Raw genomic sequence first — 25,043 nt, 5'->3', positions numbered from 1 at the left:
GGGTAGGCAGAGATGAGTCAAATTAAGGTCGACAATGTGAAACACGTTGTGCCTCATACTCAGGTAGATGTGGTTCAAAACAAAAAGACAGAGCCGGATCAAAAAGCGAAGGTGAAGCCGATTAACCTCTCTCAACATGAAGTGGAGTTACTCGATAATACCAAGAGCCTTTTTGACGGTGTAGATGATATCGATACGGCTAAAGTCGAGCAGATTAAAGCGCAAATTTCCGCGGGAGAGTTAGTGTTTGATATGGATGAACTAGCGAAAGTCATTACGAGACTGGATCATGGAACGTAGAAGCGACCTGATTGGTTACATTACCTATGGTCAGCATGTGCTGGCGTTGTCAGGCGAGTTGTCTGCACGTCTAGATGACATTCGTGTGGCGATATTAAACCGCGAGTATCAGAAGCTGGAATCGCTCAATCAAGCGTTCACGTCACTGACTCAACGGCTAGCAGACGCTGACGATAAGCGATTTGCTCTGGCCAAGCGACTGGGGTGTGAAGACAGACAGTACGCAAAAAGTATGCAGGCTCGGCTCAAAGGAAAAGCACTACAACGTGTTCAAACTTTGGATGCGGAAATTGAGCTGACTATCAAGCAGTGCAAAACTAAGTTGGCGCGCCAAGGCAGCGTCATGGTGATGCAGCATCAAGCAATGGAAGAGGCGCTTGGTAAGCATCAACTAAGGGTCAATGTTTAGGTTGAGGCGGTGTATGGCTAAGTTATTAAAGCTAGCTAGTACATGGCTGTTCGCCCTTGGTTATGTGACCAAGGTGAGCGCAGAAGTCGGTAACATTACTCTTGAACAACAACTTTCCACTCAAATCCAATCGCTCATTGAGCAAACCATTCGTTACCGTTATCCCCAGCAGTATCAATTGGATATTCAGATTCGCTTTTCTCGAGCTATTCATCAGCTACCACAGTGTAGCGAGTCGGTTGAAGTCACGCACAGAAGTAAAATCAAGCTTGGTAAACAAAAGTGGAACGTGCGCTGTGAGCCAGAGAGATGGACCCTTTCAGCGACCTCCACGTCGACAATAACCGTCTGGACTGCGACAGCCAATAAGGCGCTTAAGAAGGGCCAAAGACTGACGCATGACGATATTGCGATTGAACCTATCAAACTCTACAAAGACCAAAAAGTGTTCTTCAAGGCTAACGAAATCGCTGGCAGCAAAATCAAGCGCTCAGTAAACAAGGGCGATTTATTGACTACATCTTCTATGTATTTGGATTATGACGTTGAAAAGGGGCACGCTGTGGATGTGGTTTTTCAATCGAAAAGTATCCGTTTAGAAACGTTAGGAATGGCGTTGGAAAGTGGGCTGATAGGCGATACGGTCTCAATTAAGAACCAACAATCTGGAAAGTTGTTACGCGGCGTCGTCATTGAAAAAAATAGAGTTCGAGTATTCTAAATCCTCCCGTAATCTACGTTTGTATAGTAAATCACCACGCCATGATAATAATTTTACAGTGTGATTATCTGGCTCTGACTCTTCACCAGACAATGACATAGAATTCATTCACCGCTGAAATATCACTAATTTTAATCCTTATTATGCCCTCCGATACAAAAACATAATTAAGGAAAGACAATGAAAATCAAAGCAGTGGTAATGGCAGCAACAACCGTAGTGACACTCTCAGCGTGTAAAGAGGAAGCTTCTGCCCCAACACTTGCCAATATTACGTTAGTTGAGGCCGTCACTAAATCGGTCAAGACTCCTCATCAGGTTTGCCACAATGTGCTGGTTACTCGACAAGCTGAGGTGAAAGATGAAGCCAAGATTATAGGCACGATCGGCGGCGCTGCTGCTGGGGCAGCTTTGGGCAACCAAGTTGGAGGTGGCTCAGGAAAAACCATCGCGACTGCCGTTGGCACGGTAGCAGGTGCAATGACAGGGCGTAAGATTCAAGATAACGCACAGAAAAACGATACAATAACGACCACTGAGCAACGCTGCAGCACCGAATACACCACATCGACACAAGTTGATGGATACGATGTGACTTACGAAATTGGCGGTGCCTCGACAACCGTACGTTTGGCTAAAAAGCCAACCATAAACACTTTCCCAATCGTCTCAGGTCAGGTTGTCTTACCTCAATAGGATGAATAGATTCCCGCGTGGTGAATGGTGAATGGTGAATGGTGAATGGTGAACCCATTCTTTAGTCAGCGTGTTTTACCATTCATTGGCTTCGCGGGAAGGTCAATGGGTAAAGAGGTCCATCAATAGGCTTTCTTGAGCTTGGATGGGCTTCTTTCTTGCCTCTTATGACTTATTCCACATCCCCCAATACGTTCAACCCATACTCATTTGGGATCTCGTTGTAACTCAACACAATCAGCTCTTTGGCAAAGGCTTTTGCTAACTTGGCGATCATTGGGCGTGTCGTAGGCGGCACAACTATGACCGGTGGCAGGTTTTGGCTCTGCATGGTTTGTACTATGGTCGGCATGCGGTTTTGGAACTTTTGCAAGATAGTCGGTTCAACAGGAATCGAGTCGAGAGGGATATTGGGGTCGCTTTGCTGACTCAAAGAGATCGCGCCTTTCAATTCACCTTCTAAGGTTGCTCCAATAATGAAAGCATGGATGGTCTTGCTGTTTGGCGAGATCAAATTGACGATGGTTCGTTTTAACGCGACCCGGATATTAGATGACAGCAATATTGGGTCTTTTATGGTGTCGACGCTTTCAATAATGGTATTAGCGATGGTCCTTACGTTAATGATAGGCACTTGTTGAGCCAGTAACTGACGGATGACCTGCATTTGTAGGTTCGGGCTAATGACGCTCGCTAGGTTCTCTGCAAGCTCAGGATGCTGCATAGCAAGTCGTTGGTTGAGGGCTTTTACATCATCGTAATTGAAGATGTTGTCTAGGTGTTCGCTGCATACTTTGCTGACGTGGGTCGCGATAACATCATGTACTTCAATGACCTGAAATCCATGGTTGATCGCCTTGGTTTTGTCGCCTTTTTTAATCCATAGGGCTGGAAGCTGATAGGCAGGGTCGATGCCAACAATGCCATCCAGATCGGGGTGGTCAATATGGTTGCCGACTGCCATCGCTTTATCGGCATACACCTCACCACGCTCAATCTCATCACCATCAATGCTAATGGCATACTCAGAAGGCTTGAGTGAAAGGTTGTCGGTGATGACCACTTCTGGCATCACAAAGCCTATTTGTTCACTGAGTGTTTTTCGGCTACCACGGATACTTTTAATCAAGTTACCGCCCTTTTGTGAGCTCGCCAAAGGAACCAGCTTGAAGCCTAACGACAAAGCAATCACATCGACGTTGGGAATAATGCTCCAGTCGATGGTGTTTTCTTGATGGGGCTGAGGAAGCGTATCTAAATCGGGGCTGGTCTCGGGTGTCACATGTTGAAATTTCGATTGTCTCCAGCCGACAAACGCTAGTAAGACGGCAAAGGTATAAAAGGCTAAGTGTGGCATGTTTGGCACGCTACCGATAACAAACATAACCCCTGCTGCCATGTATAAGTTGTTCGGTGACGCAAGTAACTGCCTTTTGACCGTTTGCGCCATGTCGTTATCGTTGTCACTGATTCGCGTCACTATGATAGCGGCAGAGGTGGCCAGTAACAGCGATGGAATTTGAGCAACCAGACCATCACCAATCGTTAGTAGGGCATAGGTTTGAAAAGCCGCTTCTGCGCTGAGGTTGTGCTCAAAAATGCCTATCAGCACCCCACCGATTAAGTTGATGAATAGAATCAATAGCCCGGCAATCGCATCACCACGAACAAACTTACTGGCACCGTCCATTGCGCCATAGAACTCCGCTTCTTCTCCTACTTCTAAACGTCGAGTTTTCGCTTCTTTCTGATCGATAGCCCCGGCATTCAAGTCAGCATCAATGGCCATCTGTTTCCCTGGTAGGGCGTCCAGAGTAAAGCGTGCAGATACTTCGGAGATCCGTTCGCCACCTTTGGTGATGACCACAAAGTTAATGATCATCAAGATCACGAACACCACGATACCGACAACGTAGCTCCCGCCGATAACCACTTCACCGAAAGATTGAATGACCTTACCAGCTGCATCTCCGCCATTGTGACCTTCGAGTAGAACAATACGAGTAGAGGCGACGTTAAGAGTTAATCGAAGCAAGGTTGCGACAAGTAATAGTGATGGAAAGATAGAGAAATCAAGCACTCGCGAAACGGTGCTGCTGACCAGTAAGACAACAATGGCAAGCATGATGTTAAAGGTAAAAAACGCATCCAATAGAATAGGTGGCAGCGGCAAAATCACCATCGCCAAGATCATGAGCAACACAATTGGAATTGTTAGCTTTGCAGCCACTGCATTAAATACGTGTCTCATAACAACCATTATTATGAATATTGTTGATTAATATACTAGGATATTTTTACGTACTTCTCATTTTTGAGTCTTGCTATTTTTAAATTTAGTGATCTTTTTTCGAAAAATATGAAATGAAAATTTTCCTCTGTCGTTAACAGTTAGTGAACAGCAAACACAGATGGGGAACATCAGATGGCTATATCAGTACATACAAATTACGCAAGCTTAGTGACTCAAAATACATTGCAGTCGACCAACAATGCGTTAACTAAATCAATGGAAAAACTGTCCACCGGCTTTCGAATTAACTCAGCTGCGGATGATGCGGCGGGTTTGCAAATTGCTAACAGATTAAATCTTCAAAGCCGAGGCTTGAATGTCGCAATGCGAAATTCACAAGATGCGATCTCTATGATGCAAACGGCAGAAGGTGCAATGGATGAAATGACCAATATTGCTTATCGAATGAGTGACTTAGCAACGCAAGCGGCTAATGGTACATATACTGATGACGACCGCCAGGCGCTGGATGCTGAGTTTGGGCAGCTTGCAAGTGAGTTATCTAATATTTTTAACAATACCAGTTTTGGTGGTAAATCGCTTTTGACCGGAGTCGACTCTTTCGGAGTCGCAGGTGGTGTAACTTTTCAAATTGGTGATAAAGCTACGAATACATTAGATGTAGATTTAAACCAAGAGTTGAGTGGCGTTTCAAGCTTTACTACAGGCTTTAATGCGGTGTTTGCTGAGCAGAGAGCTGCAGCGAGTGCCGACTTTCAGGCTGAAGCGGATAACTTCGCTACCGGAGCCACCACGACAGTATTAGGTGATGGTGTGGATGCTGGTGGTATTACAGGCACCTATGATGATTTTGCCGATTTGAAGGCTAAAGCTGAATTGGACGAAGGGACGTCACAAGCTGATTTAGCAATCGTGCTTGACGATATCGCAATAAGTGTCAGTTCTCGTATTGCGGCGAATGCTGGTGCTGGGGGTATATACGACACGGCAGCTTCAGGGCTAGCGTTGGGTGCTGGTACAGAGTATGCAGATCTTATGGCCGGAACCGCAGGTACTTTGTCTATCTCTACACAAAGTGCAGCTAACTCAACAATTGATGATATGAGCACGTTAATCAGTAATATTGGTGAGGCTAGAGCCAAATTTGGCGCAAATATCAATCGCTTAGATCACACTATTACCAATCTTGGCAATATCACAGAGAACCTCGATACATCGAGAGGTCGTATTATGGATACCGATTTTGCTTATGAGTCCGGCATGATGAGTAAGTCTCAAATGCTTATGCAATCAGGTGCTTCTATGCTGAGTGCATCGAAGATGGTGCCGCAGTTGGCGATGAGCCTACTGGGCTAGTTTGAGCAGTAATTGTTTTCGCAGTAACGGCTACATACATAGCCGAACACTAGGAGGGTAGAGCTGTACCTCCTATAGAATTAAGGGGAAGGGTTATGAACGTTGACGCGGTTCAGTTAGCCAGTAATTTTGCCAGTTTAGACGTGCAGCCATTTGAATTTCGTTATAACCAAAAGCTGTCGATGATTGCTTCTAAAACATCCGCTATCGGTAAAGTTAAAACGGCCCTTCAATCTTTAGAAAACAAGATCTATGAATTTACGAAACCGGGCTCCAGTCTCACTCAAACGTCAACTTCGACATCGAGTGATGACTATTTCTCTCTCTCCGTCGATTCTGGTGTGAATGACATCAACTTAGATGTTTTTGTGCAACAGATGGCTTCCAATCATCAAGTGGCTTTTGATGCCAACTCGGTCGATTCAAATGATGTGATGGCGTCGGGAGGTGTATTTTCTGTCACTCAAGACGGCGTTACTACAGACATCAATATTATGGATGCAGACACTGACGTAAGTGGTGATGTTACGTATAGCGAGTTTGTCAGTTACTTCAATGATCAATTTGACGGTTCTATTCAAGCTACTCTCGTTAAGTCGCAAGGGGCGATGAAAGTGCTGTTTGGTTCTGAAAATGAGGGTGCTGACGCTGCTTTTACTTTGTCTGCAGATGCAGCAAGTGGTTGGGACACAGTCGTCGCGACAGCAAGCGCCGCTCCCATGCAAACCGCCCAAGATGCGGTGATCGCACTCGGTGGTGAGTTTGGAACTCAACTTACTAACTCAAGTAATACCTTTGAATCGCTCATCGATGGGGTCGACCTTACGCTGACTAAAGCGAACAACACCGGAGATTCAGCGACAAAGATTGAAATAGGCGATGATCTCTCTGACACGGTGGCTTCCTTACAAGAATTTGTCGACGCCTATAACAGTGCCGTTACTAAGATCACTAACCTAACTGCTTCTGGTAATGAGGATGAAGCAAGGGGAGTGTTGGCTTCAGATAGCGCAGTGCGCAGCATTGAAAATCAACTGGCTAGCGTTATTCGTGATGATTACAACGGTACTCGCTTGTTTGAGTTAGGGCTCGAAATCGACCGTGATGGCAAGCTTAGCCTGGACTCTAGCAAATTCGAAAGTGCGGCAGCGACGGTTGATTTTGAAACGCTATTTACCGGAAGCGGTGGAGTTTTTGAAGCGTTTGAAAGCAAACTTGAAACCTATATCGACTTCTCCAACGGCTCCCTCAATCGACGAATAGATACGCTCGACAATGAAAAGAGCCGCATTAATGACGCCTTAGCGGCGCTCGATACTCGCTATGAGACTTACTACAACCGCTACTTGTCTCAGTTTACTCAACTGAACTCACTCAGTAGTCAATTGGATTCGGTATCTGGACTTTTCACGATTTAAGGAGCAACACATGCTTTTAGGGAAACAGCAGCAAGCCAATTATGCCAATGTTCAAGTGACGGCGAATGCTTCAGTGTCGTCGAGCTTTGAATTGATTTGTATGTTACATGAGCGACTGATTCAAGAGTTAGAAAGTGTCAAATTCTCAATTGAAACCAAAGACTTGGAACTCAAATCCAAAGCAACACAAAAATCGATTGATATCTTAGTCGGGCTCGATGCGTCTCTGGATTTATCGACCGGGGAAGAGCTTATTCAAAACATACACGCCTTATATGAGCACGCCATAGCGACTGTATTTGAGGCATCAAAAGAGATGAATCCCGAGCTGATCGTTAAGTTGATTGGCGTCGTGACCGATCTGAAAGAGGGTTGGGAAGGTGCCATGGAGTGGCTTGATGAAGCCCAGTCCTAAACAGCTAGAACGTCTTGTCAGTAAGTTAGAGGATGCAGCAAATCGTAAAAAATTTGCTGAGATCGCGAAGCTTAACCTGCTAGTGAAAAAGGTGCTTGTAACCGTTGAACAGTCGCACCCTGACTATGTTGTTATCGTTAGGCGACTTAAGGTGGTTCATGAGCAATGCCGAATCTTGGTGAACCATGAGCAAGCCATATTAAAACAGCAGCTTAGTAACAATATCAGTCTACGTGAACGTGACAAAGCCTATGCTCAGACACAGGTCAGAGCGGGAGAGTAATTATGGAATTGCAAGCACAAACGTCGTCTTATCGAGGCAGTTTGGATTTACTGTCGACGGCAAGTTCTTCAGTGAAAAGTAACACCGCGAGTACGTTATCGGCGCCTCTAGTCTTTGACCACTTAGCTTCTGATCCTTTAGCTTCTGAACGATTGGCTTCAGAACTGGGCGAGATACGTATGACGCCTCTTGCACAGTCTTTTCAGTCGCTATTTTCGGTACTCGACCAGGTGAGTTCGTCTATGGCTGCAAGCTCTCCAGATCCTGCTTATCTCACCACCTCCCGTTCTTCTGAAGGCATAGCTGGTGTTTCTCACTCGGTACTCTCTTACTCACAACTATCTAATTCTGAATTATTGAATCCTGAGCTTGATACCACTCACTCTTACTTACCTTTAGCTCAACTGGAATTACAAGCGCAAGGGTTGAACCTGAGTGATAGAGCGGCGGTGCCGTCGGTCAATTCGACACAAGAGCTTGTGTTGCAATCACAGATTCAACCACCGCAGTTAAGTGCGATTGCTCGTTTTGTTACCCAGCAGTTGGAATTGATGAATCAAAGACGGGGAGCGGGTTTTGAATTCGGTTCAACGAGCAGCGCTTTATTGTTTTCTAAAGGCGTGGAGTATTCAGGGACTGATTGGCAAGCGAGCACGCCTTCATTTGTTGGTCACACGCCCAATAGTTACACCTCCTCTGAGCTTGCTTTGTCGTCTAATCATCAGATGGCCAGCTCAATGTTCAACGCCACTCCTGCAAGCCTCAAATTAGGAGCTATTTCCAACACACCGCTGTTAACGGGGCTGCCCCTAGTTGAAGCGGTTAATACTACCAGTGATAGTAGCCATGTTAGGGCGATGGCCCCGATGATAGAGGCGACCAAAGAGTTTAGTTTAGAGAGCCAAAGGCAGATACATCAAGTCTTGAGAGACAAGATCCAGCTTCAGTTCGATACGTTAAATCAGGCGGCTCGAATTCGTTTTGATCCACCTGAGTTAGGCAAGGTCGAGATGTACATCCGCATGGACGGTGACAAAGTTAACATCCAAATGAGTGCGTCATCTGCGCTAACCAGAGAAGCCATCTTGGCGACATCGGAGCGTTTGCGACACGAATTGACTTCGCAAAATTCAGAGTTGTCTGAGGTAAATATCGTTCTCGACCAGCCGACTCATCGCCAGCCTGAGTCGAAGCAACAAAATCAGCCCTTAGAGCAAGAACGTCCGTCCTCCAGTGATGATCACGCGCAAGAGCAACCAGAGTATGTTTTGGAATACCAAGCATACATAGCGAGGGTCTGAACATGATTAAAGTCTTTATCACCTTTGCTTTAACCCTTGCTCTATGTGTGACCGGTTTTTGGTTTTATCAAACCAATCAACTGAATATCGCTGCCTTGAGTTCATGGTTAATCCCAAGTGAGCCAGAGCCGGTTCCAACACAACAGATCGAGGTTCAGCTAGAAAATGTGCTGGTGCCGATTAATTTAGGTAACCGACAAAGCCTGTTGCTACTGGATGTCTCTATGTTTACGCCAGAGAGAAACAGTGGGTACGTACATGATCAACTGAGCAGAATCAAAAATCGAATCATCAAAAAATTCAGTGTGAAGGAGGCCTCTTACTTTTATAACAAGCAGTTTATCTATGTCATTCAAGATGATTTGAAAGACGATTTGGACGAGTTACCAAGCTTGCAAGTGGGTGACGTGCTTGTGACCAAAGCGGTATTTCAATAGGTCGCCACCATGTTAATGCAGCCTAAATATCAACACACTCAAACCGATGACCAAGCAACGCTACAAGAGCTTGAGAAGCTGGTATTGCAGCAAAACATTAAGTTGATTAATGGGTTGCTGTATCAATATCGCTATGCGGTGGATGAGGGCACGTTTGAAGATCTGAAACAGACCGCCATGATGACCTTAGTGATTGAATTGAGAAAGTTTGACCATGTGGCTAATGATGATTTTCGCCGTGCAGTTGCGGTGCGTATTCGTGGTGAATTGATCGATGAATTGCGTCGACGTGACTACATGGAGCGTGATAAACGCCAGTTGGTGAATCGCATCAAACATGCCGAGCGACAGTTACTCCAGCAACTCGGGAGGGAGCCAACCAGCAATGAAGTCTGTCGACATTTAGGGGTTGAAGCGAGCGATTATCAGCAAGCTATGACTCTCGTGGATGTGTTTGATGATATCGAGCTGGAGTCGGTGGTAACCGCTGTACCTGAAACCGACAAAGAAGTGCTGTTTAACGAGGTGAAAGAGGTGTTGAACTCGCTCCCTGCAATGGAGCAGCGGATTTTGTACCTGGTTTATGTGAAGAGCTTGAGCACCAAAGAGACAGCGTTGGTCCTTGATATCAATGAGATTAAGGTACACCGACTCAAGCATCGAGGCTTGGACATTCTCAAAAGCAGAATTAAGGAGAGTGATGTATGCAAAAGTTAATCGGTATTGTCGTTGTATTGAGTGTGATTTTTGGCGGCTTCATTTTCCTTGGTGGTAAGTTTGAGTTCATCTTTAAGCTATCAGAGATCATCATTATTTTTGGTGCGGCCTTTGCCAGTTTGCTGATGTCTACGACCTCTTCAACGCTTAAATTGATGGTTCAACAGATTGGTATTGCGTTTCGCTCGACCCCTTACAACAAGGACTATTATCAGCAGTTGTTGTCATTGATGTTTGAGCTGATCAATACCGCGAGAGTGAAGAACATCAAAGCGTTGGACATTCATGTGGAGAATCCTGAATCAAGCAAGATCTTCGCGAAGTATCCTCGAATTGCCAAAGACGCGCTGACCACACAATTTATTATCGATTCGTTCCGTCAGGTGATTACGGGTAAGCAGTCTCAACATTTACTTGAGGCGTTTCTTGAAGAAGAAATTGAACATCTAGAAGACGAATATACTAAGCCGTCAGAGAAACTGCATGCCACAGCTGAGGCGATGCCAGGGTTAGGGATCTTAGCGGCGGTGATGGGGATAATTCTCACGATGCAGGGGTTAGATGGTGAGATAAGCGAAATTGGTAAGAACATTGCTGGCGCATTGGTGGGTACTTTCACTGGCGTTTTTGGTTGTTACTGTGTGTTAGGCCCGATGTCGAGCAGCATTAAAGATGTGTCTGAGAATCAGCTAGCGCCTTTGTTGTGTGTTAAGTCGATATTGTCCGCTTATGCGCAAGGGCAGTCGGCTCACATGTGTGCCAATGCCGGTCGAAAAAATATCGAGACGCGCTACAAGCCATCATTTGTTGAACTTGAGAAAGCGGTTGAAGTATTAAGACAGCAACCGTCATCAAGTTAAGGAGACGATGATGCAGCAACCACAAATCATTATTCAGAAAAAAGGTCGCCGTAAGCGCAATGAACTGCAGCATGGTGGTTGGAAGGTCGCAATGGCGGACCTGATGATTTCGTTGATGTGTCTCTTTTTGGTGCTATGGATTTTGCAGGTCGTGGATGTTGATGATCAGAAAAAGCTCCTCAATTACTTTGCTTACGGCAATGACCCAATCATGCATTTAGGTACCAGTGAGAGTGGTGGCAATTCAATTAACCCGCTACCACTGCCTCATGTCGCGACCTCCCACTATGATGCCGATCTTCATAGAATTAACGACACCTCAGTATTGCAAGGGGAATTCAATAGTCAGCAGGAACTTGAATTGCTGGCACAGCGCATAACCCAAGAGCTTTCAGGCATTGATGCACTTGGCAGTGTCAGTGTTTTTGTTACTCCACAGGGCGCTAAATTGGTGATTGCAGACTCAGACAAAGGGCCGATGTTCTTCCGGGGTGGGGCGAAAGTAACGCCTTTATATCAGGATCTTTTGCTCAACCTCGCAGGGTTACTGGAGAATATTGAAAATAAGATGATCATTACTGGTCATACGGACGCCAGTCGTTATAAGGGAAGCCGCATGACGAACTGGGAGCTATCAAGTAATAGAGCGAACAGTGCACGTTACTATTTGAATAAAGGAGGGCTGCAAGAGCGGAATATTTTCCAAGTGACTGGGATGAGTGATACTGCTCCAGTCGATTATGAGAACACCAAGTCTGGCATTAATCGTCGCATCGAACTCTATATATTAACGGCGAATACGTTGGCGCAATTAAACAAGGTCTACAAGTCCTTTACGATCGGCAGTGGCGGTAGTGGTAATGGCTCTTCGCCACTTGCTCAGCATGAGTTAGATAAGGTGTTGCCCGACAGTAAGAGAAAGGCCGTTAGACAAGCAGAGTTGAACCAACCAGTCACCTCTTTTGAAGTGCTAAGCCGATATGACTGAATCACTCAACGTCATGTTTAACACACGTAAGTGCCTAGCTTGGCTAGTGCTGATTGATTACATCTTAATTGGATATTATGTCTATTTAGCGACAAGTTTGCTGTATTTCGATGTTTTTGTCGTAGGTTTGTTGATTGCTATCTACAATATTTTGTTGGTGATGTTTATTGTGCAACAGCCGCAAGGTTTTATCTCTCTCGAGAAAGATAAGCACTTAGTCATTCCCATCTGTTTCGCGGTATTTTTGGGTTGTACCATCGTGGTATTAACCTTTTTTTGGTAAGTCTTTGATTGAACAGAGCATCTGTGTACTTTTAAGGTTGAAAGTCGGCTGTTAACACGGCCAAAGAACAGTTAACACGCATAAAAAACAATACGATGATGGAGTGATGTTTTGGCTAAAAGTTTGAGCGCTCAACTTCTCGTACACTGGTTATTTAAGCTGGTGGTGTTCCTTATGTGTCTTCAAGTTTCTTCCAGTTATGCGCAAAATCGTCCGTCCCATAATGCTATCCAGCCCCATATCAACACGCTTAAGCCATATCAAAGTCAAATATTGAAAAAGCTAGCAGAGTTCGACCCACTAGTTAACGAAATCTTTAGGCAGCTTGCTGAGCGGTCACTCCCTGATAGCTTGGTGTTGGTACCTATGCTTGAGTCTTCGTACAACGTCAATGCGGTATCTCCCGCTAAAGCGGCAGGTTTATGGCAGTTGATGCCAGCGACTGCTGAAAGGTTTGGTTTGACGGTTAATGACAGGCAAGATCAAAGGTTTGAGATTGAACCCAGCACTCATGCGGCGATGCAGTATCTCGATTTTTTGTATCGCAAGTTTGATGGAGATATTAACCTCACTCTTGCGGCATATAACGCTGGAGAAGGGCGAGTGCAACGGGCCGTCAAAAAGGCGGGCAGTCGGCAGTTTTCCGATTTACGATTGCCTAAAGAGACCGTTGACTATGTACATCGTTTTTACGCTTTGCTGGTGTTAGTGGACGTCACTTCACTCAAACAAAATTCGGTTGCGCCAATGTGGCTGTTTGCCAGCGACAGTCACTGGCAAAACGTGCCTTTGGTTGACTTAAACCCCTTACCACCCTTGGTTTCGTTGTGATGGTTAGTGAATACGAGAATCACTCTTTGGAATTAAAAGTACACAAGCCTCTTTTAAAACGAGCGGCACGGAGCAAAGATATCTTGGTTCTCCCGATATTCAGAGGTTTGTACGTCCATTAAGCCAAGTAGGGAGTCAAATAAGTTATCGTGTGAAAAACTCTGCTCCTTCCCTGCCTTTCTTAAGCAAGTCTGGCTTATCCCTTTTTGCTCGGCAAAGCCATCAGACATCCACATGATCATCGGGACATGGGTTTGTTCTTTTGGAGCGAGAGAGTAAGGCATGCCATGTAAGTAGACGCCATTTTCTCCCAATGACTCACCGTGATCGGACACGTACATCAACGCCACGTTGTATTTGTCGGTCAGTTTCTCAAGTTTTTGCATCGCCTGTGAGAGGAAGAAATCAGTGTACAAGATGGTGTTGTCGTAGGTATTGATCACTTCTTCTTTGGTACAGTTTTCAATATCGGCGCGAGCACAGTCTGGGGTGAATTTCTTATGTTCTGCTGGATAGCGTTCAAAGTAAGTCGGGCCATGAGAACCAGAAATATGGTAGAAAATGATGCTATCTTGCTTAAGATCTTGAGTATCTTGCTCAAAGTTCTCTAACATCGCTGTGTCGTAGCATACGTCTTTATTGCACAAAGGGTCGCTATCTTTGGCGACGAGAGTCATCTCTTTGATTCGATGTGCAACGGCCTTGTCTCCACCATCGTGCTCTCGCCAGATTGAGTGAATACCGGCTCGGTTCATGATGTCGACCACGTTATCTTGGTTGTAGGCTTTATCACGGTCGTAGTTACTACGGTTCATGTTAGAGAACATGCAGGGTACAGATACGGCGGTGGCGGTTCCACACGACTGAACATCAGAGAAAAATATCGGGTTGTAAGGTTTGGTGTGAGCGTTCGTTGCTCTCTCATAGCCATGATATTGGTAGTTATATACACGCGCGGTTTCGCCAAGCACAAACACCAGTAAGGTCGGTTTGGTTGCTGCTTTGGCTTGCGGTGTTTGCTTCGCATCTAATCCTAGCTCTTGGTAGGGGATAGGCTCTTTGATGTAGGTGTTATTGATGTACTTTACCGTCGATGCCACATACTCGGTCGGGATGATCATCTTTTTGATGTGCGAGTTATTGCGACCAATCGAGACATAATCTTTGTAAAACAGCCCTGCGATGATGGCTATCACGATCAAAGATGAAAGAAGCCAAATTGCTTTCCATACTAGGAAGTCTTTCCATGATTCTTTTTCTAATTTCGTGAACAAAAGGACGAGAGATGGAATGCCACCCATCAGCACCAGCCATAACACGGAGTGCGCGCTTACATAACTGGCTGCTTCACCGCTATTGGTTTCGAAGACGTTTTCTATCATCCCATAGTCTACATAGATGCCGTAACTGAACATGCTGTAGCTGACGAGTGTTGAGGTGATGAGCAAGAAGATAAAGAATGGCTTGGAGAACATCGGCCAGTTGAAGACTTGGAAGATGAAGTTGAACGCTGCGAGGAAGAAGATTGGAATGGATAGAACAAACCAGAGGCTCTCAGATTTTGAGGACTGAACAATACTAAATAGTTCTTGGGAGAGCGGTATGTTGATAATCAGCAGGTAATATACCGCCAATACAAAGGGCAGTTTGTTTATCGACATATTTACACTTGGTAGATTCACTATGCTTGTCTCCTGCGCCTCTTATCTCTTTATTTTAGCCTCGCTATCAAGAAAGCTCTAATATCAACCTATACAGCTCAAATCGACGATGATGAGCGATAAACTGGCTAAAGTGAAATGACGCGTGTGGGGCAGTAGAAACGAAAAATTCACTTTACTGAGTGACCTTCATGACAAGGTGGAACAGCAAAGTGAATTATTTACGTTAGGGTGTTCTACGTAGGCTCGCTACATTAGAAGTTGTAAGAACCACCTAGGCTAACACTGCTGAATGCCAGTGTCTTATCTTCGGTTTTGAATGGACCGTAGTAGTTTTCTACGCTCACAGCATCTGCTTGTGAAATTAGGCGTAGTGTTAGGTTTTCGATTGGCGTGTATTCAACACCCAAACCAAAGTGGAAACCTGTACCGCTGTCATCAGCGTAACCAGCGCTCTTGTTTGCGTTTAGGTCAACAGAACTTAAACCAGCCAATACAAACGGACGAATCGTGTTGTCGAACGTGTAACCTAGGTTTGCTGATACAGAAACAGACGTTGGAGACAGTTTGTCTGTACCTTTTTTGTAGTCTGCGTAGTCGTTGTAGCCAAGCTCAACACCTACGATACGGTTGAACTGGTAGCCGCCGTATAGGTTGTAACCCATGCCGTCTGAGTCTAGGTTGCCTTGACCGTCTGTATCAGAATCTTGGTACACACCAAGGCCGCCACCGATGTACGCACCACCGTCAGTGCCTGCTGCTAATGCAGGAAGAGAAACCGCGCCGATTAAACCCAGTGCTAATGCTGATTTCGCGAATTTGTTCATTGTTCTTACTCACTCTTTAATGTCATGTAGTATCAATTATTTTTGTTTTCGGCCTTTCGACCGTTGGTGAGTATTATTCCGTAGTCTTATACGTATTACTGTATGGCTTTGTAAGCTAAATCGTTACATAGTAGAGAACATACCCATCAGATTGCTTAGTGAGTTAGGTTGCCCAAAAAAGGGATACACATGCTAATGAGACAAAATACAGGCTTGGTGGTTGTGGATGCTCAGGGCAAGCTCGCACGCCTTGTTGATGAGAGTGAGACACTTATTTCTAACTGTGGGAAGCTGATTAAGGGCGCGCAGGTTTTGGGGCTGCCCATCATTTCCTTGGAGCAGAATCCAGATAAATTGGGAGCAACAGTCAGCGAACTGAATGACTTATTGAGCGAGGTTGAGCCAGTAATTAAATTCACGTTCAACGCGTGTGATGAGCCCAAGTTTGTTGAGGCGGTGAAAGCCAAGGATGTGGCTACGTGGTTGGTGTGTGGGATTGAGGCTCATATTTGCGTGTATCAAACGGCAAAGGGGTTGTTGGATCTTGGCTACAAGGTTGAGGTAGTTAGCGACTGTATTAGTTCTCGAACGGCGCTTAATAAGGATTTAGCTATTTGCCGAATGCGAGAGTCGGGCATTCAAATCACTGGGTTAGAAATGAGCTTATACGAGCTTGTGAAAGATTGCCGCGCACCAGAATTTAAGTCCATTCTGACCTTGATTCGTTAACTTGGGTTCCGTTAAGGTCCGATTCGTTATTTTCCCCTTGAAGAGGTCTATTTGAAAAATCTAATTGTATTTACCGGTGGGCCGGGCTCAGGTAAAACCTCGGTCATCGACACTTTGAAAAGCCAAGGCTATCGCTGCGCACCAGAGGTCGGGCGTAAAGTGATTCAGCACCAAGTTGAGCAACAAGGGAGTGCCTTACCTTGGCTAGACAAAGTGGCTTTTCGTGATGAGATGGTGCGAGAAGAATTAGCCAATTACCAAGCATTTGAGGCAAGTGAGCAACTCGTTTTCTTTGATAGAAGCATCGTAGATTCATACGGTTACAGCTTGTTAGAAACGTTGCCTATTCCAGAATCCTTGCTAAATAGCTGTAAGGAGCTCGCATACAACGTCAAGGTATTTATCTTTCCACCTTGGGAGGCGATTTTTATCAATGACCAAGAGCGTAAGCAAGACTTTGAAGAGGCGGTCGCCACCAATGAAAAGATGGTGGAAGCCTATACCCGATTTGGCTATCAGCTGCTGGAAGTGCCGAAAAGTTCTGTTGAGGAACGCGTCGAGTTCATTATAAATTCCATTAATTCAACTAATTGATTTCATTAAAAACCCGAACTAAAAAAGCCCAACAGTATCGACTCGATTGAGTGATTAATGCGGGGCTTTTCTATCTAGATTCAATTTTTACTGAGCTGTGAAACGCCTACTCTCGACAACGCTTAATCACCAAGAGGTTGTCGGTCGCCGCCACCTCGGTAGGAGTCTAAAGCAACCTTCAAGCGGCGCAGTTTATCGCGCGATCGGTTCTTGTGATTAACTGCCATGCCCATTGAAAGTACATCCACTAACGCTAGCATTGCGTAGCGAGACGCCGATGGTTTGTAGATGAAATCAGTTTCCATGTGTTTGATTGGCAAAACAGTATTCGCAATCTTTGCCAGTGGCGTGTCTTGCGGAGTAATTGCGATGATCTTAAGCCCGTATTGCTTCGCTAGTTCGGCGGTTTCGGTGATCACCGGAGTAAAGCCTGTCGCGGAAATCATCACCATCACATCATTGGCATCGGCTGTTGCGGCAACCATGCGTGACATTAAGCCATCGTTGTACGACACCACTGGATAGCCTAAACGAAACAGTCGGTGTTGCAGCTCTTGAGAGGCAATAGTTGAGCCGCCACCCATGCCGATTGCAATGATCTGTCTGGCGTTGTGTAGCCAGTTCACCGCGGTTTCAACGTCTTGTTCTTTGAATAGAGTGCGGTTGATGTCTAGGCTCTGCTTGATTGACTCGTAGATACCTTGATAGCCAGTTTGGTTAACCGGTTCGAGAATAAAGCGCTGGCCAACCGTTAGGGTTTGAGCAAGCTTGATCTTCATATCACGAACGTTGTTACAGCCAATCGCCTTAGCAAAACGGGTAATGGTAGCTTCACTCACTTGCGCGTTTTCAGCGAGTTCTGTAATGCTGGCTTTGGCGGCAAAATCAATGTCATCCATGATCAGCTTGGCGACTTTTTTCTCGGCATCACGAAGAGCGGGAAAACGCTCGGTTATTTGTGAAATGATATCTACTTCTAAACTCAAGAATCCTGATCCTTTGTTGATGGGGCTAAGCCTTAGCCCCGTTAGTATATCTGAATGCTTCGCTGATTCTAGCTTATTGAAAAATCGAGCTAGAAGCAGGTCTCTACCCAGTTTGTTACCTGATAGTCGTCATCGCTGATAGCAATGTAACGCCACTTATCGAAAGTCAAACACGGGTGTGAGGTTGAGAACGCAATCATGTCGCCCACTTCAATCTCAGCAGAACCGTCTGTTTCAACAAAGGTATGCTGATCCATTACTGCAGTAGCGGTCAGACCTTTCACAGATATAGCTTCACCATTGCGATATCCGCGTTCAGCAATAGGTAATCCAGCATCAAAGGCCACATCACGCTTACCTAGCCCGATCACCAGTTTGGTTGGCTCTGGACGAGAGATAACATACGCCCATACCTCAAGTGCCGATTCTAAATCACCACCCAATTCACACGCGTAGCCTTGGTTTACTTGGGCACGCTGCAATACCTTACTTTGGGCATCTAGGTAGATCCCAGTATCGTGGATGGCATAGCAACCTGGGCGGATGATCGCCAAGTAATCGGTTAGGTGTGCCAAGCACTCTGCCACCACATCATACCAAGCCGATCCCGCGCCAGTGATGATTGGCTGTCCTGTGATCAGTCCATCTGATGCAAGGCTTTCGACAGAGCTTAGTGCCTGGTTTAAGAAGGTGCGAATGTCTTGCTCGGCATTGTCACCATGAATCACACCCTCATACACCTCAATACCCGCTAGCGAAAGCGCAGGCGTATCTTGGATGGTTTGCGCAAGCTCTAGAACTTCTTGAGGAGAACGACAACCACAACGACCACCCGGAACACCAAACTCAATCAGCACTTTTAGCGTTTGTTTTTTGTTGGCGAAATATTGGTTGAGTTGTTGCACGTTGACTGATGAATCCACACAACAATAGAAATCAACGTCGAACTCACTAATAAGTTGTTCGATGATCGCCATGTTGGTTTTACCTACCAATTGGTTAGCCATGATGATTCTTTTTGCGCCTGCCATTGCTGCAATTTCTGCTTGTGCAGGTGTTGCAACGGTAATTCCCCAAGCGCCATTTTCTAGCTGTTGGCGAAAGAAATCAGGCGTCATCGATGTTTTGCCGTGTGGCGACAATTTAACCTGATGATGATCGGCGAATGATTGCATCCAATTCAGATTATTGGTCAACGCTGATTGCTTGATAATTGCTACCGGAAGCGAAATGTCTTCATCGACCAGTCGATAAACGCCGTTCTCAGTTTGTGATACTGCTCTCCCTTTTTGGCCTCTTTCAGTCAAGACGAAACAATCTTTTTGATACTTTATAACATCGTTTTGTGCAGGGTTATGTTTCATTGCTGATTCCTAACATGATTTAAGTGTTTGTTATTTAATATTTAAATCTATCTTGTGTTTGTTTTGTGATAGAAACTATCACACAAATTAAAATATTATGTGTGTTTTGTCACTGAAAATAATCGGCTGGATTTCTAATATAGCTCCATCAACAGAGTGGATTGAGAGAGTGAGAAATGTTGTTCGATACGATAATTAAAAATGTAGAGGTGTTCGATGGCACCGGCGAACAATCGTTTTGTGCCGATGTAGCAATCCGAGATGGAAAAATCACCGAAATTGGCAAAATCGATCATGAAGATTGCAGCCAGTTGGTTGAGGGAGCAGGCTTAGCATTGGCTCCTGGATTCATCGATGTACACACACACGACGATACCAATGTTATTCGTTACCCAGACTGCCTACCAAAGATCAGCCAAGGTGTGACAACCGTGATTGTTGGTAACTGCGGCATCAGTGCATCACCTACAGTTTTGGCTGGCGACCCACCAGACCCAATGAACCTTTTAGGCGCGCAGGCTGATTTCAAATACCCAACCTTTGCCGCGTATGCACAAGCAGTGGAGCAAGCGCAACCAGCGGTGAACGTTGCAGCGTTAGTTGGCCACACCACACTGCGTAACCAAGTGATGGACGACCTACAACGCACCGCAAGCGAAGAAGAAATTGCAGCAATGCAAAGCAACCTTGATTTAGCAATGGAGCAGGGCGCATTAGGCTTGAGTTCTGGTTTGGCTTACGCAAGTGCGAAGCAAGCCAACGCGAATGAGGTGATGCAGTTAGCCAAAGTGCTGTCTAGCCATGGCGGCATCTATACCACGCATATGCGTACTGAATTCGAAGAGATCTTAAGCGCGATGGAAGAGGCGTTTGAGACAGGCCAATACGCGAAAGTACCGGTTGTTATCTCTCACCTTAAATGTGCAGGTGCAGGCAACTGGGGCAGAACTGTTGAAGTACTTGATTTGATGGATAAGGTTTCAGAGCACCAAGATGTGTCTTGCGACTGTTACCCATATTCAGCGAGCTCTTCGACATTAGACTTGAAACAGGTGACGGACGATTTCGATATCTTCATTACTTGGTCTGAAGCAAAACCAGAACATGCAGGCAAAACACTAAAGCAGATTGCTGATGAGATGAACTTACCCCTGATGGAGGCAGCAAAAGCGCTTCAACCAGCGGGTGCGGTTTATCACTGTATGGATGAGAACGACGTAAAGCGCGTTTTGAAATACAAGTTGACCATGGTTGGTTCCGATGGGTTGCCGAATGACCCGCACCCGCACCCAAGATTGTGGGGCACCTTCCCGAAAGTGTTAGGCCATTACTGCCGAGATGAAAAACTGTTCGCATTGCCTGAAGCGATTCACAAAATGACTGGTATGTCAGCAGAGCGCTACAACTTAGCGGGTCGAGGTGAAATTCGCCAAGGTGCATTTGCCGATTTAGTTTTATTTGATCCAAAGAATATTAAAGACACCGCAACATTTGAAAATCCTATTTCAGTTGCAGAAGGAATTGAGAGTGTCTTTGTTAATGGTGAGTTAACTTACCAAAAAGGAATTGTACAAAATAATCGTTCGGGCGTTTTTATTTATCGTAATTAACGAATTTAAAGAACTGAAATTATTTTATTTAAATTAAATTTATTGGAATAACCAATATTATATATTTTACATCTGGAGTTAAAAAATGACTATTAAACGTTACGGTGTTGAAGGTGGTACAGGTACAGGTGGACAACATTTACCATTTGCACGAGCAACGGAAGCGGGTGGTTTCCTATATGTTTCTGGCCAGACACCAATGACTGACGGTGAAGTGGTTGAAGGCGGTATTGTTGACCAGTCTCGCCTAGCGATTCAAAACTGTGTCGATATCATGACTGAAGCGGGCTACGGCCTAGAAGACGTAGTACACGTAAAGGTTGTACTGACAGATTCTCGTTACTTCCAATCTTTTAATAAGGTATTCAAAGAGTTCTTTGGTGCTAATCCACCGGCACGTATCTGCATGGTTTGCGACCTAGTTGTAGACGTGAAAGTTGAAGTAGATGTGACTTGCTACCGCGCTGATCGCGTTTAGTTATAACCTAATCACAATAACCTACTTAGAGAGTATTAGGGCGTAGTCATCCCTGTTATTATTCCTTAATACTCTCACCCTACATTTATAAAAATTACTTTAATTAAAATATACAAAATGAACAAAGTAATTATATGAAATATAAAATGAATGAATCATAAATAAAAGTTCAGGAATGAGCTTAATATTTCACTGAGAGGTGTCAAATGAACAGCACTCTTTTTCTTACAGGCTTCGGCGTGTACGTATGTTTTTTAATTTGGTTAGGCTGGTTTGTCTCGCGTAATCAAAAATCTGGCGAAGATTTCTTATTAGGCGGCCGTGGCCTGCCACTATTTTTAGTACTTGGTACAACAGTCGCGACGATGGTCGGTACGGGTTCAAGTATGGGTGCGGTTGGCTTCGGCTACGCAAATGGCTGGGCTGGTGCTCTGTACGGAATTGGCGGTGCTGTTGGCATCCTATTGCTTGCGTTATGGTTTGCTCCGGTTCGTAAGCTGAACTTCATGACAATGAGTGAAGAGCTGGCGTATTACGTGGGGGCTAACCGAATAGTGAAAAACGTGGTTGGCCTACTTATCTTCATCGCGTCAATTGGTTGGTTAGGTGCGCACATTCTAGGTGGCGGTATGTACCTAGCGTGGATTGCTGACATTGACCTTAACCTTGCGAAGATCATTATTGCTGCGGCATTCACTATCTACGTGGTGATCGGTGGTTACACAGCGGTTGTATGGACCGATACCATTCAAGCTATCATCCTTTTTGCTGGCTTCATCTTGATGGCGGTGATGTCTGTGAACCACATTGGTGGCATGGATAACCTTTACGCTGCGATGGACCCTGCTGCTACGAGCTTTTTAGCAATCGATAAACTAGGCATTCTGCCCGCTGTTTCTCTGGCTGTGGTTATCGGTGTTGGTGTACTGGCGACGCCTTCATTCCGCCAACGCATATACTCTGGTAAAGACGTTTCAACTATCCGTCGTTCATTCGTGGCGTCTGGTGTGTTGTACCTTTTCTTCTCTATCATTCCAGCAATCATTGGTATGGCAGCGCACGCTATTGACCCAACGCTGGATAACCCGAACTTCTCGTTCCCTTACATTGCAGCGACGGTACTTCCAGTTGGCGTTGGCATGATTGTTCTTATCGCTGGCCTATCTGCAACTATGTCGAGCGCAAGCTCAGATGCGATTGCTGGTGTATCTATTCTACTGCGTGACGTGTACGTGATGTTCACAGGCCGCGTACCAAACAAAGAATCAATGATGAACTACTCTCGTTTAGCTTTGGTTGTGGTGATTGGTTTTGCACTGCTATTCGCACTGACGTCAAACGACATCATTGGCTACATCACTAAGATGATTTCAACGGTTATGTCGGGCATGTTCGTGTGCGGTATGTTGGGTAAATTCTGGAAACGCTACAACTGGCAAGGTGCTCTTGCAACGCTAGCGGGTGCTTCTGTGGCTTCATTTGTAGTAATGCTAAACGCTGACTACACAGCATTCTGGGGCAACCCTGTTATCCCATCATGCTTGTTCGCTCTAGCTGCAGGTGTGGCAGTGAGCCTAGTGACTCCGGCTAACCAAGTAACACCAGAAATGGCAAAAGCGATTCTTGATGACGAGCGTGCCCTGATGGAGATGGAAATGTCTGATACTGGCGTACTTGAAGAAGAAGCAGCACCTCAACGTCCTGCAAATCAAACAAGCTAAACCTAGCCTCCACAACTGGTTTGCTTAATTCAGGCCCTGCTTAGTGGCAGGGCCTTTTCCCCATATATATATCTATTTTAGGATCGGCTATGCCTGCATCTTCTAACTTCAATATCGCTTTCTTTGGCGAATGTATGGTCGAAATCAGCGGCTCCCCATTAACCAAAAAGTTTGGCGGTGACACGCTAAATACCGCGCTTTACCTTTCTCGCTTAACTCAAAATAAAAACCTATTAGTGCATTACGCAACAGGTCTTGGTGGCGATGAACTGTCTCAAAATATGATTGATAGCTGGCAGTTAGAAGGTATTCAAACCAATTTCGTAGAGCGCATTGCGAATAAGCTTCCTGGTCTCTACATGGTCGAAACCGATGAGACTGGTGAACGACACTTTCACTACTGGCGCAACGACGCGGCAGTTAAATCTTACTTCCGAACCGGTGATCTGAATAAGCTTGAAATCGCGCTGACAGAGAAACAAGTCGATGCGGTTTACATCAGCGGTATCAGCATCGCGATTTTAGATGACACCTCACGTGAACGCCTGTTGAAAGCCATTGGCGTGTTCTCAAACCAAGGCGGTAAGGTGATTTTTGACAACAACTATCGCCCGCAACTTTGGACGACTGAACAAGCACAATATTGGTATGCCAAGTTACTGCCATTGGTAGACATCGCGTTGATTACTGAAGACGACGACTTGCTGGTTTGGGGTAACTCCGAGAGCGTTCAACAGCGTTGCCTTCGCTTGGGTTGCCAAGAGATCGTTATCAAGCGTGGTTGCGAGCCATGCAAAATCGTTCAGGTAGAAAGCGGCAAGGTAGTAGAAAGCTACGTATCAGCGACAGCTGTTGCGAACGTTGTTGATACCTGTGCTGCCGGTGACTCCTTTGCGGCGGGCTACTTAGCAGCACGCTTAACGGGTGAAAGTGCACCAGAAGCAGCAGCGCTGGGTCATCAGTTAGCTTCTACCGTTATTCAATATTCAGGCGCGATCATCCCGGTAAGCGCCATGAATCACTTAATTAAAAAATAGAAAAATAAAGCGAACTTATTATGTCTCAAGAAATGATCAACACACTTAAGCAATTCAAAGTTATCCCTGTTATCCAAATCAACAAGGTGGAACATGCGATTCCACTAGCAAAAGTGTTAGTAGAAAACGGCCTGCCAGTGGCAGAAGTGACGTTCCGTACTGAAGCGGCAGCAGATTCAATTCGTGCGATGCGTGATGCTTACCCAGAGATGTGCATCGGTGCTGGCACAGTATTGACACCAGAGCAGATCGCCCTTGCAAAAGAAGCGGGCAGTGAGTTTATCGTTGCACCTGGCCTGAACCCAAACACGGTTAAGCGCTGTCAAGATATCGGTATGCCAATCGTTCCCGGCGTAAATAACCCAAGCCAAGTAGAGCAAGCGCTTGAACTTGGTCTTAACTTCTTGAAATTCTTCCCAGCAGAAGCGTCTGGCGGCATCAATATGGTGAAATCTTTGCTAGCGCCTTACGTTGATGTGTCGCTAATGCCAACGGGCGGTATCGGCAAACACAACGTCAATGACTACTTAGCCGTTGATCGCGTGGTGTGCTGTGGTGGCACGTGGATGGTTTCTCCAAAGATGATCGAGAACGAACAGTGGGATGAGATTGCCGTCTTGGTTCGTGAAGCCGTTGAGCTAGTTAGCTAGTCATAAGTTTGTGAGCTCATTCGTTTTTAAACAGGCATTAGGCTTTTGAGCTCACGATAAACAACAGCAGTGGCTGATGGTTCTGTTTTGTGAATCGCCTCCGATAAACCAAACAGA

The 25,043-nt window shown here is 45.5% G+C and carries 27 protein-coding genes; 22 read left to right on the top strand and 5 right to left on the bottom strand.

Annotated features, from left to right (window positions below; translation table 11 throughout):
* The first annotated feature begins 12 nt into the window (after positions 1–12).
* The 4 genes from F0228_RS04725 (at position 13) to F0228_RS04710 (ending at position 2,126) form a co-directional block, all read left to right on the top strand.
* Positions 13–300 carry a flagellar biosynthesis anti-sigma factor FlgM gene (locus F0228_RS04725; protein WP_061031954.1) on the top strand — a complete coding sequence of 96 codons (288 nt, stop codon included), beginning with the start codon at positions 13–15 and terminating at the stop codon, positions 298–300.
* Complete coding sequence (locus tag F0228_RS04720) at positions 290–709, top strand: hypothetical protein (RefSeq protein WP_105058590.1); 420 nt, start codon at positions 290–292, stop codon at positions 707–709. Before F0228_RS04725 ends, F0228_RS04720 begins: the two co-directional genes overlap by 11 nt.
* Positions 710–722: 13 nt before the next feature.
* Positions 723–1,430 (top strand): flagellar basal body P-ring formation chaperone FlgA, encoded by a 708-nt coding sequence (flgA, locus tag F0228_RS04715; RefSeq protein ID WP_061032390.1) that lies wholly within the window; start codon positions 723–725, stop codon positions 1,428–1,430.
* A gap of 180 nt (positions 1,431–1,610) precedes the next feature.
* Positions 1,611–2,126 carry a glycine zipper 2TM domain-containing protein gene (locus F0228_RS04710; protein ID WP_105058589.1) on the top strand — a complete coding sequence of 172 codons (516 nt, stop codon included), beginning with the start codon at positions 1,611–1,613 and terminating at the stop codon, positions 2,124–2,126.
* Positions 2,127–2,298: 172 nt separating this feature from the next.
* Here F0228_RS04710 and F0228_RS04705 read toward each other — a convergent pair whose 3' ends face one another.
* Positions 2,299–4,386, bottom strand: a complete 2,088-nt coding sequence (locus tag F0228_RS04705) for a flagellar biosynthesis protein FlhA (RefSeq protein ID WP_171730268.1) — start codon at positions 4,384–4,386, stop codon at positions 2,299–2,301.
* A gap of 165 nt (positions 4,387–4,551) precedes the next feature.
* Here F0228_RS04705 and F0228_RS25785 point away from each other — a divergent pair, with 165 nt between their 5' ends.
* From F0228_RS25785 to F0228_RS04650, 11 genes are all read left to right on the top strand, one after another.
* The gene (locus F0228_RS25785; protein ID WP_081090315.1) at positions 4,552–5,736 is read left to right on the top strand and encodes a flagellin; all 1,185 of its coding nucleotides are present in this window, start codon (positions 4,552–4,554) and stop codon (positions 5,734–5,736) included.
* Positions 5,737–5,831: 95 nt separating this feature from the next.
* Positions 5,832–7,154 (top strand): flagellar filament capping protein FliD, encoded by a 1,323-nt coding sequence (fliD, locus tag F0228_RS04695; RefSeq protein WP_171730267.1) that lies wholly within the window; start codon positions 5,832–5,834, stop codon positions 7,152–7,154.
* Positions 7,155–7,164: 10 nt separating this feature from the next.
* Positions 7,165–7,569, top strand: a complete 405-nt coding sequence (gene fliS, locus F0228_RS04690) for a flagellar export chaperone FliS (RefSeq protein ID WP_171368039.1) — start codon at positions 7,165–7,167, stop codon at positions 7,567–7,569.
* The gene (locus F0228_RS04685; RefSeq protein WP_061031960.1) at positions 7,553–7,852 is read left to right on the top strand and encodes a hypothetical protein; all 300 of its coding nucleotides are present in this window, start codon (positions 7,553–7,555) and stop codon (positions 7,850–7,852) included. Before fliS ends, F0228_RS04685 begins: the two co-directional genes overlap by 17 nt.
* 2 nt (positions 7,853–7,854) lie before the next feature.
* Positions 7,855–9,153, top strand: coding sequence for a flagellar hook-length control protein FliK (locus F0228_RS04680; protein ID WP_171730266.1), 1,299 nt, complete (start codon positions 7,855–7,857; stop codon positions 9,151–9,153).
* 2 nt (positions 9,154–9,155) lie between these two features.
* Positions 9,156–9,590, top strand: coding sequence for a flagellar biosynthesis sigma factor (locus tag F0228_RS04675; protein ID WP_171730265.1), 435 nt, complete (start codon positions 9,156–9,158; stop codon positions 9,588–9,590).
* A gap of 9 nt (positions 9,591–9,599) precedes the next feature.
* On the top strand, positions 9,600–10,307 hold the full coding sequence (locus tag F0228_RS04670; RefSeq protein WP_061031963.1) for a sigma-70 family RNA polymerase sigma factor: 708 nt from the start codon (positions 9,600–9,602) through the stop codon (positions 10,305–10,307).
* The gene (gene motA / locus F0228_RS04665; RefSeq protein ID WP_102423999.1) at positions 10,295–11,167 is read left to right on the top strand and encodes a flagellar motor stator protein MotA; all 873 of its coding nucleotides are present in this window, start codon (positions 10,295–10,297) and stop codon (positions 11,165–11,167) included. Before F0228_RS04670 ends, motA begins: the two co-directional genes overlap by 13 nt.
* A 7-nt stretch (positions 11,168–11,174) precedes the next feature.
* Positions 11,175–12,155 carry an OmpA family protein gene (locus tag F0228_RS04660; protein WP_253820276.1) on the top strand — a complete coding sequence of 327 codons (981 nt, stop codon included), beginning with the start codon at positions 11,175–11,177 and terminating at the stop codon, positions 12,153–12,155.
* Complete coding sequence (locus F0228_RS04655) at positions 12,148–12,438, top strand: hypothetical protein (RefSeq protein ID WP_008216133.1); 291 nt, start codon at positions 12,148–12,150, stop codon at positions 12,436–12,438. The genes F0228_RS04660 and F0228_RS04655 overlap by 8 nt, the downstream gene beginning before the upstream one ends.
* A gap of 111 nt (positions 12,439–12,549) precedes the next feature.
* Positions 12,550–13,269: a lytic transglycosylase domain-containing protein gene (locus F0228_RS04650; RefSeq protein WP_061031966.1), complete on the top strand. Its 720-nt coding sequence runs from the start codon at positions 12,550–12,552 to the stop codon at positions 13,267–13,269.
* Positions 13,270–13,322: 53 nt separating this feature from the next.
* Here the strand turns inward: F0228_RS04650 and F0228_RS04645 are convergent, their stop codons facing one another.
* Entirely contained in the window at positions 13,323–14,951 is a 1,629-nt protein-coding gene (locus F0228_RS04645) for a phosphoethanolamine--lipid A transferase (RefSeq protein WP_171761947.1), read from the bottom strand.
* Between the two features lie 233 nt (positions 14,952–15,184).
* A complete protein-coding gene (locus tag F0228_RS04640; protein ID WP_116871151.1) occupies positions 15,185–15,757 on the bottom strand; it encodes a porin family protein in 573 nt (190 codons plus the stop codon).
* A gap of 189 nt (positions 15,758–15,946) precedes the next feature.
* Here F0228_RS04640 and F0228_RS04635 point away from each other — a divergent pair, with 189 nt between their 5' ends.
* A complete protein-coding gene (locus F0228_RS04635; RefSeq protein WP_116871152.1) occupies positions 15,947–16,486 on the top strand; it encodes an isochorismatase family protein in 540 nt (179 codons plus the stop codon).
* A 51-nt stretch (positions 16,487–16,537) separates the two neighbouring features.
* On the top strand, positions 16,538–17,080 hold the full coding sequence (locus F0228_RS04630) for an AAA family ATPase (RefSeq protein ID WP_171730263.1): 543 nt from the start codon (positions 16,538–16,540) through the stop codon (positions 17,078–17,080).
* Positions 17,081–17,202: 122 nt separating this feature from the next.
* On the opposite strand, the gene F0228_RS04625 is transcribed toward F0228_RS04630, so the two are convergent.
* Positions 17,203–18,066, bottom strand: coding sequence for a MurR/RpiR family transcriptional regulator (locus F0228_RS04625; RefSeq protein WP_171730262.1), 864 nt, complete (start codon positions 18,064–18,066; stop codon positions 17,203–17,205).
* A gap of 89 nt (positions 18,067–18,155) precedes the next feature.
* Positions 18,156–19,430 carry an amino acid deaminase gene (locus tag F0228_RS04620; protein WP_116871155.1) on the bottom strand — a complete coding sequence of 425 codons (1,275 nt, stop codon included), beginning with the start codon at positions 19,428–19,430 and terminating at the stop codon, positions 18,156–18,158.
* Between the two features lie 176 nt (positions 19,431–19,606).
* On the opposite strand from F0228_RS04620, the gene F0228_RS04615 reads away from it, so the two are divergent.
* The 5 genes from F0228_RS04615 (at position 19,607) to F0228_RS04595 (ending at position 24,926) form a co-directional block, all read left to right on the top strand.
* Positions 19,607–21,040 carry a D-aminoacylase gene (locus tag F0228_RS04615; RefSeq protein WP_116871156.1) on the top strand — a complete coding sequence of 478 codons (1,434 nt, stop codon included), beginning with the start codon at positions 19,607–19,609 and terminating at the stop codon, positions 21,038–21,040.
* Positions 21,041–21,125: 85 nt separating this feature from the next.
* A complete protein-coding gene (locus F0228_RS04610) occupies positions 21,126–21,518 on the top strand; it encodes a RidA family protein (protein WP_061016111.1) in 393 nt (130 codons plus the stop codon).
* Positions 21,519–21,724: 206 nt separating this feature from the next.
* Positions 21,725–23,239 (top strand): sodium:solute symporter family protein, encoded by a 1,515-nt coding sequence (locus tag F0228_RS04605; RefSeq protein WP_061031974.1) that lies wholly within the window; start codon positions 21,725–21,727, stop codon positions 23,237–23,239.
* A gap of 89 nt (positions 23,240–23,328) precedes the next feature.
* The gene (locus F0228_RS04600; protein ID WP_061031975.1) at positions 23,329–24,276 is read left to right on the top strand and encodes a sugar kinase; all 948 of its coding nucleotides are present in this window, start codon (positions 23,329–23,331) and stop codon (positions 24,274–24,276) included.
* A 20-nt stretch (positions 24,277–24,296) separates the two neighbouring features.
* Positions 24,297–24,926, top strand: a complete 630-nt coding sequence (locus F0228_RS04595; protein WP_171761946.1) for a bifunctional 4-hydroxy-2-oxoglutarate aldolase/2-dehydro-3-deoxy-phosphogluconate aldolase — start codon at positions 24,297–24,299, stop codon at positions 24,924–24,926.
* Positions 24,927–25,043: the final 117 nt, after the last annotated feature.

Origin of the sequence: Vibrio sp. 99K-1 (genome assembly GCF_013114585.1) — a bacterium.
Lineage (GTDB): Bacteria > Pseudomonadota > Gammaproteobacteria > Enterobacterales > Vibrionaceae > Vibrio > Vibrio chagasii_B.
Note: the sequence above shows the minus strand (reverse complement) of the source record. Positions and strands in the feature narration are given on the sequence as shown.